The sequence below is a fragment of the Halomonas sp. McH1-25 genome (genome assembly GCF_022348165.1).
In the GTDB taxonomy this organism is placed as follows: Bacteria; Pseudomonadota; Gammaproteobacteria; order Pseudomonadales; family Halomonadaceae; genus Modicisalibacter.
In genome coordinates, this window is sequence record NZ_JAKRFI010000011.1 from 46,414 (window position 1) to 62,043 (window position 15,630).

Sequence of the window (15,630 nt, forward strand, 5' to 3'; positions counted from 1 at the left end):
CAAGTCTTAGCCAAAACAGCGCATAAAGCATGGCCACTCGGGCGACGATATACGCGCGCACCGCGCAGCGGTGCCTGTTGATAGGGTCACCCACCCCTGACGAAACGTGCCTACAAAAAACGCTTTTACTCTTCGCCGGATCAGGCCGGGCTTCTGGCGCAGTCGTTCGGGTGCGTGCGTTTCGTCTGGAACAATACGTTGGCATACCGCACCGAAGCGTATCAGCAGCGCGGCGAGTCGATATCGCATTCCGCAGCGGAAAAAACGGCTGGTGGCCCTCAACGTCGAGTATCCGTGGCTAAAGGACATGTCCAGCTTCATCCTGCAGCAGGCACTGCGGGATCAGAAAACCGCCTTCGATAACTTCTGCAACTCCCGGATCAAGGCGCGCTATCCGCGCTTCAAGCGCAAGGACGGTCGTAAGTCGATCCGGCTGACCTAGGCAGCCTTCCGCTATAGAGATAGCGAGATCACCATCCCCCAAAGCGAAGACGCCATTGCCGATCCGCTGGAGCCGACCGCTGCCCTGTGAACCTTCCAGTGTCACGATTTCACGCGACCGTGCGGGACGATACTTCATCAGCTGCCTGTGCGATTTCATGTCGGAGGTGCTGCATGGGCACCAGCAAGCCATGACGCTGTTGGAGGGGCATATTAAGGCTAAAAAAGCCATTGATCGAAACCCAAGATTCGTGCGGACCCGGTTATGCAACTGACAAGGCATAGCAATGCCGTGCTTGTTGATGACAGTTCACTTACTGTCTGACCTGGAGGGCATGCCATGAGCTGCAAATGTGACTGGGAAGTCTGTGAATACGACTGTCGCGCCGTCCAACTATCCGCCCGCAATCTGGCCACTAAGCATAGATTCCAGAATTGACGATTCGCAATCGAGCCAAGGTAGAAGGTGGCGACGATACCTAACTGATGATGTAAGGATAGCGACCCGCGCCAAGCTTTCTCGCACTTCGCGCAGTAAAACCGCGCAGGATGAGGATGCGCAAATTATCGAGGAGGCCAGTAATGCAGCAGCAGCAGCAGCCACTAATCATCGTCAGGCAGTTGTTCGGTGGCGTAGCATTTGGAATCGCCTAGAAGGCGCTATGGATAGTGACGAAATCACTGAGGACAATCACGATAAGATGGCGCGTAGCCTAATCAGCGGTATTGATGCGCTGGGTAAGGCTACTCGCCTCGGGCGACCTGTGTATAGTTTAGACGGCGAGCAGCAGCCTGATCAGGGCAAAACAATGGTAAATTTAATGGCTGACTTGGCTGAGGCTGAAAAATACGTGGACAGGACCGTGTCAGGGATGGAGTAGTCTGAAGGCTACACATTGAAGAAGTTCCTCATATTGCCGATAGCCTTCATGCTGAAGGAGGGGATATCGCCACAAGCTACGAGCTAGAGGCTCATCGCCTAGCACACTTGCATGCCTTGCGCCCGTGATAAACCGCACTGGGGTGCGAGGGGGCGGTAGCGTGCCCCGATATTGATATCGCATCGTCAGGTGTCAGTTCGTAGCACCATCCAAAACATAACAGTTTACCCAGACGCAGGGATAAGAGCCGCATGTCAGCTTCTATGCAGGGTCGGGCCCGCCGAGATGATCCTAACCTCAAGGATCGCCACAACCAGATTGCCGAAAAGATCACCAGCCTGTCTTTCTTTCGTGCCTGGGCTAGGTAACGAGTTCAACTTCTGAATATGCGATTAACCTCTAAGCATGAACTCCAGGTCCGCGAATACCTGCCTTTTTTGAAGGGGGGGCTGGCTCGTGCACAGCAGGTTGACGGCCGATCATGTTAACCTGCTACGCGCTACGTGCAGGAGCGTGGCTTTCTCGAAAGGGCCACCGTCATGCAGCAGAGCAAAAACTGGATGGTGATCGATAATATCGATCCTGAGTAATTTGTATTCTGGGAAGAAAATTGTTCTTGTTTGAGTTTATAGGAAGAAAGGAGAATGGACAGTTTGTAAGTATTGGTAAATACCAGTGTTGGCGGTTAAAGATTTTAACAAGCTAGCAAGTTTATATTTAAGAAGTGAAAAACATTCATAATGTAAGGGTGCTACATGGGGATTGAATATAGGCCGGACGACGATTTAGCTTTCCTTCAGTATTGTACAGAAGAAGATATTTTTCAGCTAGCCGAATTTATCATTTATGATAAAGATGGGAAGGAGCGCTTCGCCAGCGAAATAAGAGCGGATCCCGATTTTAAGAACCTGAGCGGCAAGCCGGATCAATGGCGAAAATCTTGGAAGTTGGTCGCCGGCGAGCTTCAGCATTTCGGTGGGGATAGTTTTGTTAACCTTCTGAGAAGAAAGGGCGTCACTTACCGCGAAATCCTGGTTGATGTATGCGAAAAACTCAAAGTAAAGTACAGTAAGAAGAGCTCTGCATACGATATTGAAAACCTACTCATAGAACGGCTAGTTGAGCTGTCTTGGGAAAAAATGTCCGATGCCGAGCGTCAGGAGGCACTAAAAACAGTCGATGTAACTAGTTTCTCTGGCCCTGCCTGGCATCTGATTCTTCATATGATCAGAAGCAGAGGGATGGGTTCCCTGGCATGGTCTTCCTGGCTCGCTCAGTCAGCTCGTTTAGCCTTTACGCCGTTTGCCTTGACAAATATTGGCGCATCAGGCGCGGCAGGCTTCTTGGTGCAACGTAGCGTTACATCTTTTGCAGGCCCATTAGCTTTAGTAGCGCTGACGGTGCCGAAGGTAACTGGCGCGGCGTATCGAGTTACCGTGCCTGCCGTTATTCAAATCGCCTACATGCGTCGTAAATATGAACAGAAGGATCGTTTTTGATGAGTGTCACTGCTGATTTGTTGGAAAAGATCTGGGTTGTCGATGAGTCTGCTTTGTCCGAGAAGCTCATAAGAGCCTTGGCCGAAGGGAAAGCGGTTATTCACGATGGCGTCGCTTACTGGGCGGAAGGCAGTGGCCAGACGGGAATCATTCAGCACCTCCCCTTTAAGGAAACCCTTGTAAAATCAGCCGAGGAAGCGATTAAGGCTGCGCAAATGACCACTGTGATCGCGACTGCAGCATCGACTTGCATAGTCCTTGGCGCCCTCATTGTTCAGACTAAGTACTTGGCCGCCAAGCTGGATAAGATACAGAGTACGGTGGACGAAATATCTAGAGATCTCCACGCTCAGAACATCATCTATTATATGGATAAGATCACCGACTACATCGGCTGCGTTGAAGTTGCCCGTACTCTTCTGAGCGATCGTAGTCTTGTAGACGAAATCAAGGATATCGCCTATCCGTTGCTCGCCTCTGTTGCAGCCAAGCGCAACCATGCACTTTCATTCATCGATAACATTCTAAACTTGGCGCGGAACACAAATGAGTTGACGGATAAGCACTATGAGCTCGTAGTCAATTTCGCCCACATGATGATGGAAATCATGCCCTTGGGTATGCATATTGAATACCTTCTGGCATCCCGGGTCGGCAAACCGAGGCTCGCCGAACAAATTCTACTTGATGGAGCCAAGCGCTATGATGGCGCTATGAATCTTTACAAAGATTTTCTAAACGAGCAGCACCGGGCCTTAGTCCGGGGTAGCATTGGGGGCAGGGCAGAAATTTACCATCGTATTGAGCACAAGGCGGAGCAACTGATCGGCTCTCAGGAGAATCGGCTGCTGCTATCCCTCCCAACTGGCCGAATTGCTCTCGAAACTGTATAACGAACGCTTGGCAGTAATGGCCAGTGGCTACCTTGGCAACAGTCGAAGGCCTATTGCAGTGAGTTCTACCGCTTCGACATCGCCTCCCGCCCCGCTGGGTACTAGAAAAGAAGGAAAGGCTGTGTCACGTTGGGTGCCGCTCAGGCAGCCGATCTCAGCCTGCTAGGCACGCCAAGTGGCAATGCCATAGGCTAGCAGATAGAGCTAGGCCCGGCGCTGCTGGGGCTAGGCAACAGGCGTGCCGTAAAGCGCCATGAGCATGATGTAATGGCGGCAAAGCTGGCCCATTCAATGCGTCAGGTGGCAAGTTCTGCACCGTTAAGGTGAGAGCTTGCCCTATTGTTTCTTATGCTTTGTCAGCGACAGCTTACATAAGATGTATGTATTTTCTGATTTTCTTATACAATTAGGATGTTAACGTTTACCTGACGTCTCATCCTGCGTTCCCTTAGGGACTCGCCTTTAGTCTACGTCGCGGAGAGCCCTGTCAGGATGATGGGGCTCTTCTATTTGGTTGGTACGGGATGCCATTGCTTGATATCCAACCGATCAAGTGCTCAACGAGTCACCAGTGAGTGTCTGGGCCTTGTTGAATGATCATAGGCTCTGATCCGTGGTGGTCGAAGTGAATAAGAAAAAGTGGCTTGTGTTGGTATTATTGGCTGTGGCTTTGCCTGCACAGGCGGAAGTCTACAAGTGTGTTGCAGATGGAAAGACCGCCTACCAGGACTGGCCTTGTGATGGGGAAGCGCCCGACCGAAGCCTCACCATAATTGGCAAGCTCGACGAAAGCAGCCATAACGAGCCAATTATCGGCCGGCTGAACAGGCGCAAAGCTGAAGCCATCAGCAACGCGATAATGCAGAACAATCATGCTCTGAAGGAAAGCACCGCCAGGCGACATAGAATCAATCAAGCCATCGTAGCTCGTCGCCTTACAAATGACATGCCTGAGGCGGATGCACGTCTCATTTACGGTGCAACCAGGTTTGTCGAGCGGGACATAGGTGGTTGCCACAAACTGGTCTGGCGCAACCCTGACCATGCTGCGCGTGTCTGTTTCAGCACAGTGGCTCACGTCTATTACTAAAGCTCGCCTGCCATTCGGCTCGTGCTAGCAGCTGTACAGGGCTAAGTCGTACGCCGAGTGACGTCAATCTCCTACACGCACCACGAACATAGTCTATATCGTGCTTCAGCTATGGCTGCAAGAATACATCCATCGAGCAAAAGGATAGCTCGACAAGGAAGAAAGAGCACACGGATGGCTCAACGACCAAGGAAGCATGGGCAGGATGCCTGTGATGATAGCAAGGAAACGCAGTGCTAGAGATAGCCTGGCCCCAGCGGCCGGGCTTTTTCGCTTGGAGCCCTATCTTGTCATGTGCCTAAAGACATACTGGGCTGGACCGGGCGGGAGCGGTATTACCCGACCCTGACGGGTGTACCCTTGAACGGCATGCCTTTCCCCGGCCCCAGCCGCTGGCGCTGCCGATTACCGTCTTTACCGGCACCGATGCCGCCCAGCTGCGCGATGCGGCTCAAATGATGACCGGCAACTGCCGCGAGGGGGATGACCGGGAGCCGGTGGATGTCCCGCTCAACGCCAAACGAAAATTCGATGTCGACGCGGAGGGCGCAGAGCTGTTCGTGGGCCTGGAAGCGCCGTACCTTCTGGCGCGGGCCCGACAGGGGAAGGAGCCACCGTCGAGCATGGTTCGCACGATGCTCAACTATGGCGTGCTGAGCTTGCGCGAGGCTGACCGTGGGCGCTGGGAGCAGATGAATGCGGTCATTGACGATCCCCTGGCGCTGGCGGCCTTCGCCCGAGATGCAATGCGGTATGGCCAGGTGCCGGCGCCCCATGTCGATGTAACGCCGGCCAGCTCTGCTATGCTCAGCATGGGGTAAGCCCCCTAATCAGGCCGTGTCAAAACGGCTTGCCGGAGTTCGCTCCCATCGCCCCGCTTTTGCGGGGCGATTTCGTTGCAGTCTTGTCGATGTCACATCGATACAGATCCGGCCTCAGACCGAGGCCCGCCTTAGCCGGGTCATCAGCGTCTCGACCCCGATATGTCGCATCAACCGCTTCAGGTTGTACGCCAGTACCGCCAGGCTGATCTCCCCCCGGGCTTTATCGAGCCCGCGCACCAGTAGACGCCCGGCGTTCCCCATCAACGTATCCTTGAGCGTACCGAAGGGATGCTCGACAGTGGCGCGGCGACGTGTCATCGCCTTGGGGTCGTCTATCAGGCGCTGTCGCGACGTCTCGAAGGCGCTTTCATACTGATGGCGCGTGACGGTTCGCCAACGCCCCGCCGTACAGCGTGGCTTGAGGGAACAGCCGGCACAGGCCGAGGGGTTGGCATAGTGAAGGACTTTCTGGGACCTATGGCGTTGTTTCAACGGCAGCCTGTGACCGGCCGGGCAGCGGTAGGCATCCCGGTCCGGTTCGTAGTGAAAGGCATCGGCTTGGTATAGGTGGCCGCCTCCTTGGTTGTTAACGGCCCGCCGGGGCGGGATATGGCACGCGACGTGGCGATCCTCGCAATGCTGCTGTTGTTCGCCGTTGGAGTAGCCGGCATCGGCCAGTAGCGAAATCGGCTCTGTCTTTCCCAGTGCCGCTTGTACCGCCTCCGCCATGGGCCGTAACTGGCGACTGTCATCGCCGTCCTGCACCGTCTCGTGGTGTACGATCAGATGGGTGTCGGTATCCACCGCCGTTTGCAGGTTATAGGCGGTCCGGCTTCCCTGCGGCGAGCGCATGAGCCGGGCCTCGGGCTCACCGGTGACGTGATGCTGGATCCCAAGTCGTTCCATGCGCTCACGACTGTCCCGGGTCTGGTCACGCAGGGCCTTGAGCCGTTCGAGCGATCGCCGGCGTTGGCCATCGTCTGGCCCATCCCGATGCGCTTCCTCGCGATCGGTCTCGTCGAGGTCTTCCAGCCAGGTGTCGATACGCGCGTTCAGCGCCTGCTCCTCACGGGCCAGCGCCTGTCGACTCACCACGCGCTTCTTGCTGGCCACGGCGCCGAACTTGCTGCCATCGATGGCCACTTCGCGGCTCGCCAGCCAACCGGCGTCACGGCAGAAACGCACGAAGTGACGGCACAGCTGACGAAACGCTTGCGGATGCTTGCGTCGAAACTCGGCGATGGTCTTGAAGTCGGGAGTCAGCCGATTGAGTAGCCACATCAGCTCGACGTTGCGCTGACATTCGCGTTCCAAGCGGCGTGACGAGCGGATCTGCTGAAGATAGCCGTACAGGTAGAGCCGGAGCATGTCGGCGGGATGATAGCCCGGACGCCCGGTTGCCGCTGGTCGGGCGCGCTCGAAGCCCAGGGCATGGAGATCGAGAGAATCGACGTAGAGGTCAATGATGCGAACAAGATGGTCGTCGGGGATCAACTCATCGAGGGAAGGCGGTAGCAGGTCGAGCTGCTCGCGAGACTCACCGGTGATATAGCGTGCCATGACGAAAACTGCCCATCAGGAAGCCTGATGGGCAGTGTGCCAGTCGAGACTGTGTTTTGACACAGCCTGCGAGGGGCGGGTTTCCTTGTCAGCCTGGCACCGACAAGTCAGGCTGAATCACCGTTTTTGTATTCCTCAAGTTTGGCATGGCACTTGCCGAGCTCACGTTCCAGCTTCCTGACCTGCTCGCGCCCAGCCGTCAATGCCCCGTTGCATTCAGCCGCGCGGTTTTCAGCGTCGCGCAGATCTCGCGTCGTCTGTTCAAGGGAAGCGCGCGTCTCGTCCAACTGCTGTACCCGGTAGCCGAGGTTCGCCTCGAGATCCATAACCTTGGTCATCAATTTCTGCGCCTTGGTTTGTGACGCCTTGGCCTCGTCACGGGCATGCTTTTCGCTTACCTCCAGCGTGACAAGCCGTGTGCGGGCCTCTTCGAGTCGGGCTTCAACGTCCTGCAGTCGGGATGCTTGGCCCTCCATCCGCTCTCGCGCCTGTCGTGCGTCAGTTAGCGCCGTATCTCGCTCATGCTCGGCAGACACTGCGCGGGCTTCCAAGGCTTGGATTGACTCGCCCTGTTGGGCTACTTCCGCCTTGAGGCCACTCGCCTCGATTCGTAGCGCCACCATCCGCTCTTCCAGATCGGCTGCATGCCCGCGCACTTCGTCGCGCTCTTCCAAGGCGGTGTCCAAGCGGGATTGAGTGGCGGAGGCCTTTTCGCGTAAGTCGCTCAAGCTGGCGCGGGCGCCCTCAAGGTCACTTTCCAATTGAGCAATCCGCTGATTGGCATCATGTCTCTGTTGTTCGCTAGCCTCATGCGCCGCTTGCAGTCGCTCATGGTCACGTTGTAGCTGCCGGTGCTCCTTATCCAGCTGGGACAGCTCGTTCGCTTGTCTTTCCGCCAGGGTGGTAGAGGCGTGAAGTTCCCCGCGCAACTGACTGGCGTGCTGGATAGCTGATGAAGCCTCGGCTTGAAATTCTCCCTCGGCCACGGCCAGCTGCTGGCGCTCTGTTTCGATGATGGCCTGGGCCGCCTGTTCAGCCAGCGCCCACACCTGCTGTAGGAACTGGTTGGCATTCCCCGCGAGGGCCTCGGGCAGGGCCAGGTGCGTTGGCGCAGCGGCCGCTTCCGGGTTCTCGTCGCGCCACTGTTTTAAGTACCGGCCGATCGTGGTGAAAGAGCCGCGCTGGAGAATCTCGTGAACGCGGGTCGGTCCTGGATGCTCGCCGGCACGTACAAGTTGCTCGGCGGCGTCTCGGACATCCTCGTACTGAACCAGTTTGCGTGCCATAGGTAGTCTCTAAAAGTAATTACGGTAATTACGATAATAAAGCAGCATAGAATCATCGTCGAGATCCGGCATGAATATTTCAAGTGGTGCGGGGTCGATGGAGGGGAGACGTGCTACTGGCCGTGAAGGCGTTGGGGCGGCCGCAGGCATTCCAGATGATGTGGTGAATGCCTGCTGCTGAGAAGCTGCGTTACAGTGAGGGAGACGAGGAGGGTTCAGGTGATACAGAGGGTCGTGTGGCCATGGCCTCGAGCCGGGCCTTAAGATGTTGCTGCTCATCCGTACCCAGGCGCTTGAAGAATCGCTGCATGCCTTCCTGGTCATTGCCCTTGGGCATGTAACGCCTCTTGATTACCATGCGATCCTCGAGCGGGGCATTGGCCACTGCTGCCAGCTCGGCATCGGCCTTGTTGCGTTCTTGGTAGACCTTGATCATTTCCGCCGCCCCGTAGAGGTTGACCCGGCCCCGAGTGAGCGTCACGTACTGGAGACGAGCCTCCTCGGCGGAAACGGGCGCTTCCTCTGTCAACGAGTTGGCCTCGGCAAGGTGAAGTCTGGCCTAAATCCGATGAAGTCGGGGTGGGCCGTCTCCGGTCACCTTTTAGATCCTCGATCGCCGCATGTTACGGGCAGCAGTGAGCAAGCCGCGGAATAAATTCTCGCTGCTGTCGATCGATTGATACACTGGCTACCCATTGGGAAAGGTGCATGCCGAGCCTGCAGGGGTAGGTCCAGTACGCCCTGGCCGGGCTTACAGGCTGGCGTTGGCGGACCACGATATTGGACAGATAATCAATAGCGGCGAGACAGTTTCCTATGCGTAACGCACCAGATTTACTGCAACGAATCGATGCAGCCAAGGCCCGACTGGACGCGTATCGCCCCTTGCCGGCACACACGGCCGCGTCACTTCGCGATCACCTGGCGCTTGAATGGACCTACCATTCCAATGGGATCGAGGGGAATACGCTGACACTGCGCGAAACCAAGGTCGTGTTGGAGGGTATCACGATCGGCGGGCGCTCCTTGCGTGAGCACCTGGAAGCGATTAATCACCGGGACGCCATCGAGTTTATCGAAGCCATGGTTGGCTCACCGGGTCCGCTCACTGAGCGCGATATTAAGGACATCCACGCCCTCGTGCTCCGGGGTATCGATACCAAGGAGGCAGGGTGCTACCGGCGTGAAAACGTGCGTATTTCAGGCGCCAGCACGACGCTGCCCGATTTTCTGCATCTTCCCCGGGTGATGCAGTCTTTTCTCGACTGGCATGCACAGCATTGTGATGATCATCCGGTGCGTCACGCAGCAGAGCTGCATATCCGCTTCATGGGGATCCATCCGTTCATTGATGGTAACGGTCGCACAGGGCGTTTGCTCATGAACCTGATCCTGATGCAGGCCGGCTACCCCCCGGCAATCTTGCGAGTCGAGGATCGCCTGTCCTATTACGACGCGCTGGATGAGGCGTGTGTGACAAACAACTACGATGGCTTAACTCAGTTGGTGGGGGAAGGCGTCGAGCGTTCCCTCGAGGCGTACCTTGCCCTGCTGGAACCCCAGCCCACGCCGACTCCCCATGGTTCCGGGCTGGGTCTCTGATCGCCCGATTTCCAATTGAGCCGTGGCATAGGGGTCCAGCGATGCTGGGCCCCGGAGAGAGGACTGCTTTGCTTAGTGAGTTAGGGTTGCCACTTCTCGGCAGAGTCCGGCGCATAGGCTTCTTCGAAGATAATGTGCTCACTCAGCTAGGTCAGACAGCCGCTCCACTGATCGATAGGTATCACACCGGCTTTAAGCCTGGTTGATATCTTCCTCTGCTTGCAGTTTGGCTATGTCGTGGGCAGTGGCTCGATGAAAAGCAGCGCCTTGCCATGATCCAACACCAGCGGTGGAGTCTGGTTGTTTTCTCGACGGCTGCCCTTGGGCGCGACGTACAGGAAAACACCGGCGGGCAATCTGTGGCTGACCTCGGCGACCAGTGTCAGGTTCTCGGTTGGCTCGGCGTCAGTGCAGTGAATCCAGTATTTCGGGTAGCGGATGTCATGCGCCGCCCAAAAGCGGTAACCCTGGGAGGCTGGAAGGATGAACTCGGGCACCGGAGCCAGGTCGGACACTTCACCAGGGAAGAGCTCATAACGAAAGGCGCAGGTCTTGTCCTCATTGGTGAAGTTCACAAGGCTTTCGAGATAAGGATCAAACAAGGCATGCCGGCGGCGATCGCGGTATTCGATGTCATACGGATAGCCATGTTCTTCCAATGTGGCGATCGACGCCTCGAAGAGCGTATTGGCCAGGATCTGGGTCGCTTCCTCCGGATCGTTTGCCTGGGACTGCGGCAGCCAGGCCAGCACTGTATCCCGCTCCATCTGGGCTGGCGGAGAAAACATAAAGGACAACACGCTCAGCCCAGCGGCCTTGCCCAGTGACAGCCCCAGCCCATGCGGGGTATTGAAGGCTGCCGTACCGGTGATGATATCGAAGCTGGCGCTGGCCAGATCGGTTCCCTGGTCCTTGGTCGCTTCAAAGTCTTCGGCACGCCACATGCCTGCAGCCTGAGCAATGTTGTAAGCCTTGCTGTGATCGGACTGGTAGGTCGGCGTTGTAGCTACGCAGCCAGTCATCAGAATCACGGGCAGCAGTGAGGCATATCTCCAGGGCGTCGACACGACGGTTTCCTTATCGGCCCGATCTGGGCTATCAAGTTATGGATCGATACGACCCTATCGGCTTCTCAAGCCGGTCCTGAAGGATAAACGGGAAATATTCTTATCAGCCGTTGAATTCTCACCGTTGGCGTAGGTAATCTCTTACATACATCCAGACGTAACACAGGTTAAATCGTAGCCAGGACATCCCTGTCATCATGTGTGGCGTTGGGCAGGACGCCCGCGCAAGGAAGAATGAGCCAGGATGGCTCAGGTAAGCCAAGGACGCGTGGACAGGACGTTCACGATCGCGACCAAGGATGCACAGGCAGGAAGCTTGTGAGAGCGAAAGCAAGGAAAGGCAGCGCTCGAAGCGCATAAGAAAGCCCGATGAAGCCAGACGGCCCGGCCCCCTAGGGGGATCCGGGCTTTCTTTATGGGTGTCTGCCCATGATTGCCAAGGCAAGTGTTATGTAACAGACTGAAAAACATGCATATGCTTATTAATAATAAACAGATATCAAATAGACTTGGCTTTAAAAACGCGTAAAGGCTCTGAAACGCTTCAAGGGGACGGCGATGACAATCGGTGTTCAGCTTGGCAACCGGTTTTGTGTCCAGACACACTGTCGGCGCAAACCCACACGATGGAGAGCATGATGCGTTTCTTCCCACCTATTTACGGCCCGGACTATGATTCTCGTCGGTTTGACTAGCACGCTATACCACTTTGGTAATTGGCGCCAGGCCGCTTTCAGCGTGCCCCTCTTTGAAGCCGCGGAGAAAAACTCGTTGACGTGGGATGAGCTAGTTCAAAGACAACTGATGAGGTCGGGCTGCATTCACGATTTATTGCAGCTTTGCTGAATCCTTATGCGCATGAGATGGGCCTGGCGCTGCTTGAGCTGTTCCTAGAGCCGATCTCGATTGATGATTTTCCTTGGAGGGGGCGTGTCACGGCGGAAACGCAGCGAATCGATATCCTGATCGCCAATGTCCATCGCCAGGACATCCTGATTGAGAATAAGTTGTAGGCGGCGGATCAGGAAAACAAGCTTTGTGACGTACTACCAGACACTGCAAGCCCAAGGGTATCAGCAGGTCCGCGTAATCATCCTGAGCCTGGAAGGGCGCCAGCCGGCCTCCTACAGCCTCGGGAATCTCGCTGAACTGGAGCCGACCGTCCGATGGCCTATCAGCAGCACCTGATACCCTGGCTGGTCCGCTGTACCGAGAAGGCGGCGCAGCATCCACCACTACGCGAAAGCCATGTGCAGTATCACGAGCTCATCGCTGAGTTAACGGGGCAAAACATGTATGCCACTCACAGGGACACCTTGGCGGACACACTCCTGTTGAGCGACAACCTACTGGCCGCGCAGGATATACGGTGAGGAGTGCTGCATTTTGCCCGAGCGATGAATTCAGCGAATCTCCAGTTCTAGGATGAAAAAATCCTAGCCTTGACGCATAAGTCTTATCTCGTAACGATAATTATTGGCAGGTAAGATATTGATAGATATGAGCAAACTTTCTCCTTCTGCGTCTAGGTAATGACGGGTCAAGCGTAACGCATGGTCACCTGTCGCAACATCTAGTCTTTCGGCAAGATACTCTGGCACAGGCACGGCGCTGACAGTTTGGCGTATTTCATGAATCAATACCTGATGACGTTCTTCTAGTAGGGTATAGATTAGTCCGGGATACTCGGGAATTTCGCTGACGATGTCAGCATAGCGTTGGCACAGGTAGACATCGGTCCATCCCACAGGGGCGGATTGGCTCTCGATATGTCGAGTCTGGCTGATACGGACCCAATGCTTTCCCGGCTGCTTGTCGAGCTGCGATGCCAATTCCTCGTCGGCGATGAGGGGGGTAATGCTCTGTACTTTACGCCAAGAAGGGCCAGCGAATTGCAGCAGGTCGTTACTGGCCATCATGGCATGAACGTAGGTCGGCGCAGCTTGAGTGGCGGTTACACGAGTCGCCGCTCCCTGCTTTCGCTCTACAAAACCTAAGGTTTGTAGCTGTGAAAGTGCGCTGCGGATGGTTGAGCGGCTCACGCCGAAACGAGCACAGAGTTCGGCTTCACTCGGCATTGGGTCGCCCACCTGCATTCCCCCGGCTCGGATATCTTGCATGATGCGCCGAGCTACATCGGTGTACCGCTTTTTCATTCCCCTGCCTTCGCATTCTTGAGCCAGCTGATCTTATTGCTTACTTGACAGTTATCCTAGCTGACTGCTACTTATTCGTACAAGTGTACTTGTCCGTACAAGATATGGAGTGCACAGAAGAACTACCGCATTCTAGGACTTCTGGCATAGGTCAAGCAGGAGACGCCAAGGCGTGAAGATACATGAATAACAATCAAGAGAACGGACAGGAGCCGGCGGTGAATGATGAAACCGCCGAATTGGATGCAGAAGGATATGACCGCACTTTATCGCCATGGCTAATGGGAGCGTTGACTCTATTCTCGGCAGGTTATGCATTGTTTCATCTTGCCGTGCTGAACTTTTGGGCAATCGATGAGTGGGTTTACCGGGCATTGCACGTCAATCTTGGAGCTGTCATCGCCTTCGTGGGACTCAAGGCGTGGCGAGGCGAGAACCGTTCTCGGGTACCTTTGCCAGACTGGCTATTGGCCATAGCCGCAGTTGGCTGTAGCGGTTACATCATCGTCAACCTTAATCAGCTGATTATGCGTACCGGGGTTATCACCACCACGGGAGACTTTATCTGCGGTGCCCTGGGGACGCTGGTGGTACTAGAGTTTGCCAGGCGGGTTTCTGGGTTGGTGCTACCGATCATCGCGCTAGTATTCGTGTCTTACGTCTTCGTGGGACCGTGGTTACCGGGGGTTCTACACCACTCAGGCTTCCAGGCGGATAATTTATTCTCATTTCTCTATAGCCAAGAAGCAATATTCGGCATGACCGTGGCGGCATCATCCCGTTACATCATTCTCTTTGTCGGCTTTGCCGTATTTTTGCAGGCCTCCGGAGCCGGACAGTACTTTATGCGCCTTGCAATGGCATTATTTGGAGGCGCACGGGGTGGGCCGGGTAAAGTCTCGGTCTTCTCGGGATTGCTGTTTGGTACGGTATCCGGATCGGCTGTAGCCAACGTAGTGGCTTCGGGGACGTTTACTATCCCCATGATGCGTCGTGTTGGGTATCCGCGTGAAAGTGCCGGTGCTATAGAGGCTGCATCATCATCAGGAGGGCAGCTGGCTCCTCCTGTCATGGGAGCCGGGGCATTTATCATGGCTGAAATAACTGGGATTCCCTACTCGGAAATCATTCTGGCAGCGGCGCTTCCTTGTTTGCTGTTCTATATTGCCATCTTCTTGACCGTAGACCGTCAGGCTTTGCGGTTGGGGCTCAGGGGCATATCGCGAGCCGAATTACCCAAGTTCCCTGAACTGGTACGGGACATGTTCATGCTGCTCCCATTGGTGGTGCTGCTTTATTTGCTAATGTCCGGGTATTCGATTATTGCCGCAGGAACCTGGGGGCTGGCATCGACCCTTTTGGTGATGCTCTGTCGCGAGCTGAAATTCCGCTCTACATTGCTGGCATTGCCGCTGGCGCTTTTTATTCTTTTGCCGTTGACGGGTATACAGATCAACTTTGCGGGGGCCATTGCGACACTGCTTAGTGCCGGTCTGATTATTATTTTCGCCGTTTTTCAGGGGCGGGTCAGGGAGCTTCCCAAGGCATTTCGAGCCGTTGGGGCGCTGACCTATTTAGGCATGGGAGACTCCGCCAGAAAGTCACTGCAATTAATTAGTGTCATGGCCTGTGCCGGTATTGTTGTCGGTGTGCTGGGTCTCACTGGGCTGGGAGGACGCTTCTCTTCGTTACTGCTAACCGCAGCGGGGAATAGCCAAGAGCTGGCCTTCCTACTAGCCATGATCATTTCCATTATCTTGGGCATGGGCATGCCGACTACCGCTGCCTACGCCATAGCCGCCGCCGTGGTAGCGCCAGCCCTTCAGCAGATGGGCATCTCGGCTCTGGCTGCTCACATGTTTGTGTTTTATTGTGCTGTCATCTCGGCTATCACCCCACCTGTTGCCATTGCGGCGTTTGCGGGAGCTGCAATAGCAGGAGGAAAGCCTTGGCCTACCTCTATACGCGCCATGCGTTTCGGGCTGGCGGCTTTCATTCTGCCATTCATGTTCTATACCAGCCCCGAAATCCTTCTGATGGGAAGCTGGTTGGAAACCGTGCACGTATTCAGCACGGCGCTGATAGCGATTTATTTTATTGCAGTCGCAGGGGAGGGCCAATTGAATGGCAGGGCAAGCGCCCTGGAAAGAATGTTCGCAGCCGTGGCTGCGCTTCTGCTGCTCTGGTCGAGCCCTTTTACCGATATTGTGGGTTTCGTCCTTGCGGCTGTGTTGATTCTATGGAGTCGGCGTAGAGAAGGGCCGTCATTTAAAGCGGCAGATTAGTTATCTTTATCCAGACCATGCAACACCAAAAACAACGAAGGAGTAT

The 15,630-nt window shown here is 55.4% G+C and carries 14 protein-coding genes and 1 pseudogene; 10 read left to right on the plus strand and 5 right to left on the minus strand.

Annotated elements, in window-relative coordinates; genetic code table 11:
* Nucleotides 1–271 precede the first annotated feature (271 nt).
* The 6 genes from MHM84_RS20230 (at nucleotide 272) to MHM84_RS20255 (ending at nucleotide 5,625) form a co-directional block, all read left to right on the plus strand.
* Nucleotides 272–442, plus strand: a complete 171-nt coding sequence (locus tag MHM84_RS20230; RefSeq protein WP_239268679.1) for a hypothetical protein — start codon at nucleotides 272–274, stop codon at nucleotides 440–442.
* Nucleotides 443–809: 367 nt separating this feature from the next.
* Nucleotides 810–1,322: a hypothetical protein gene (locus tag MHM84_RS20235; RefSeq protein ID WP_239268682.1), complete on the plus strand. Its 513-nt coding sequence runs from the start codon at nucleotides 810–812 to the stop codon at nucleotides 1,320–1,322.
* A 755-nt stretch (nucleotides 1,323–2,077) separates the two neighbouring features.
* On the plus strand, nucleotides 2,078–2,821 hold the full coding sequence (locus MHM84_RS20240; protein WP_239268684.1) for a DUF3944 domain-containing protein: 744 nt from the start codon (nucleotides 2,078–2,080) through the stop codon (nucleotides 2,819–2,821).
* Nucleotides 2,821–3,714, plus strand: a complete 894-nt coding sequence (locus MHM84_RS20245; protein ID WP_239268686.1) for a hypothetical protein — start codon at nucleotides 2,821–2,823, stop codon at nucleotides 3,712–3,714. Before MHM84_RS20240 ends, MHM84_RS20245 begins: the two co-directional genes overlap by 1 nt.
* 613 nt (nucleotides 3,715–4,327) lie before the next feature.
* Nucleotides 4,328–4,804 (plus strand): DUF4124 domain-containing protein, encoded by a 477-nt coding sequence (locus tag MHM84_RS20250; protein WP_239268688.1) that lies wholly within the window; start codon nucleotides 4,328–4,330, stop codon nucleotides 4,802–4,804.
* A 458-nt stretch (nucleotides 4,805–5,262) separates the two neighbouring features.
* The gene (locus MHM84_RS20255) at nucleotides 5,263–5,625 is read left to right on the plus strand and encodes a hypothetical protein (RefSeq protein ID WP_239268690.1); all 363 of its coding nucleotides are present in this window, start codon (nucleotides 5,263–5,265) and stop codon (nucleotides 5,623–5,625) included.
* A gap of 114 nt (nucleotides 5,626–5,739) precedes the next feature.
* On the opposite strand, the gene MHM84_RS20260 is transcribed toward MHM84_RS20255, so the two are convergent.
* The 3 genes from MHM84_RS20260 to MHM84_RS20270 all read right to left on the minus strand — a co-directional run bounded on the left by MHM84_RS20260 (nucleotide 5,740) and on the right by MHM84_RS20270 (nucleotide 9,003).
* Nucleotides 5,740–7,188, minus strand: a complete 1,449-nt coding sequence (locus tag MHM84_RS20260) for an IS1182 family transposase (RefSeq protein ID WP_239268692.1) — start codon at nucleotides 7,186–7,188, stop codon at nucleotides 5,740–5,742.
* 107 nt (nucleotides 7,189–7,295) lie between these two features.
* Nucleotides 7,296–8,474 (minus strand): DNA-binding protein, encoded by a 1,179-nt coding sequence (locus MHM84_RS20265; protein WP_239268694.1) that lies wholly within the window; start codon nucleotides 8,472–8,474, stop codon nucleotides 7,296–7,298.
* Between the two features lie 190 nt (nucleotides 8,475–8,664).
* Nucleotides 8,665–9,003 carry a hypothetical protein gene (locus tag MHM84_RS20270; protein ID WP_239268696.1) on the minus strand — a complete coding sequence of 113 codons (339 nt, stop codon included), beginning with the start codon at nucleotides 9,001–9,003 and terminating at the stop codon, nucleotides 8,665–8,667.
* A 287-nt stretch (nucleotides 9,004–9,290) separates the two neighbouring features.
* Between MHM84_RS20270 and MHM84_RS20275 the strand changes: the two genes are divergently transcribed.
* Entirely contained in the window at nucleotides 9,291–10,076 is a 786-nt protein-coding gene (locus MHM84_RS20275; protein ID WP_239268698.1) for a Fic family protein, read from the plus strand.
* A 230-nt stretch (nucleotides 10,077–10,306) separates the two neighbouring features.
* Here the strand turns inward: MHM84_RS20275 and MHM84_RS20280 are convergent, their stop codons facing one another.
* On the minus strand, nucleotides 10,307–11,143 hold the full coding sequence (locus MHM84_RS20280) for a hypothetical protein (RefSeq protein WP_239268700.1): 837 nt from the start codon (nucleotides 11,141–11,143) through the stop codon (nucleotides 10,307–10,309).
* 812 nt (nucleotides 11,144–11,955) lie between these two features.
* Between MHM84_RS20280 and MHM84_RS20285 the strand changes: the two are divergent.
* Nucleotides 11,956–12,156: pseudogene (locus MHM84_RS20285) on the plus strand (PD-(D/E)XK nuclease family protein); the annotation flags it as partial.
* A gap of 153 nt (nucleotides 12,157–12,309) precedes the next feature.
* Complete coding sequence (locus tag MHM84_RS20290; protein WP_239268704.1) at nucleotides 12,310–12,516, plus strand: hypothetical protein; 207 nt, start codon at nucleotides 12,310–12,312, stop codon at nucleotides 12,514–12,516.
* A gap of 63 nt (nucleotides 12,517–12,579) precedes the next feature.
* On the opposite strand, the gene MHM84_RS20295 is transcribed toward MHM84_RS20290, so the two are convergent.
* Nucleotides 12,580–13,299, minus strand: coding sequence for a GntR family transcriptional regulator (locus MHM84_RS20295; RefSeq protein WP_239268706.1), 720 nt, complete (start codon nucleotides 13,297–13,299; stop codon nucleotides 12,580–12,582).
* Nucleotides 13,300–13,481: 182 nt separating this feature from the next.
* Between MHM84_RS20295 and MHM84_RS20300 the strand changes: the two genes are divergently transcribed.
* Entirely contained in the window at nucleotides 13,482–15,584 is a 2,103-nt protein-coding gene (locus MHM84_RS20300; protein ID WP_239268708.1) for a TRAP transporter fused permease subunit, read from the plus strand.
* The last annotated feature ends 46 nt before the right edge of the window (nucleotides 15,585–15,630 follow it).

Coding starts and splice junctions, on each gene's coding strand:
- MHM84_RS20240 (WP_239268684.1), top strand. CDS start 2,078: ATGGGGATTGAATATAGGCCGGACGACGATTTAGCTTTCCTTCAGTAT.
- MHM84_RS20245 (WP_239268686.1), top strand. CDS start 2,821: ATGAGTGTCACTGCTGATTTGTTGGAAAAGATCTGGGTTGTCGATGAG.
- MHM84_RS20255 (WP_239268690.1), top strand. CDS start 5,263: ATGACCGGCAACTGCCGCGAGGGGGATGACCGGGAGCCGGTGGATGTC.
- MHM84_RS20260 (WP_239268692.1), bottom strand. CDS start 7,188: ATGGCACGCTATATCACCGGTGAGTCTCGCGAGCAGCTCGACCTGCTA.
- MHM84_RS20265 (WP_239268694.1), bottom strand. CDS start 8,474: ATGGCACGCAAACTGGTTCAGTACGAGGATGTCCGAGACGCCGCCGAG.
- MHM84_RS20275 (WP_239268698.1), top strand. CDS start 9,291: ATGCGTAACGCACCAGATTTACTGCAACGAATCGATGCAGCCAAGGCC.
- MHM84_RS20290 (WP_239268704.1), top strand. CDS start 12,310: ATGGCCTATCAGCAGCACCTGATACCCTGGCTGGTCCGCTGTACCGAG.
- MHM84_RS20295 (WP_239268706.1), bottom strand. CDS start 13,299: ATGAAAAAGCGGTACACCGATGTAGCTCGGCGCATCATGCAAGATATC.
- MHM84_RS20300 (WP_239268708.1), top strand. CDS start 13,482: ATGAATAACAATCAAGAGAACGGACAGGAGCCGGCGGTGAATGATGAA.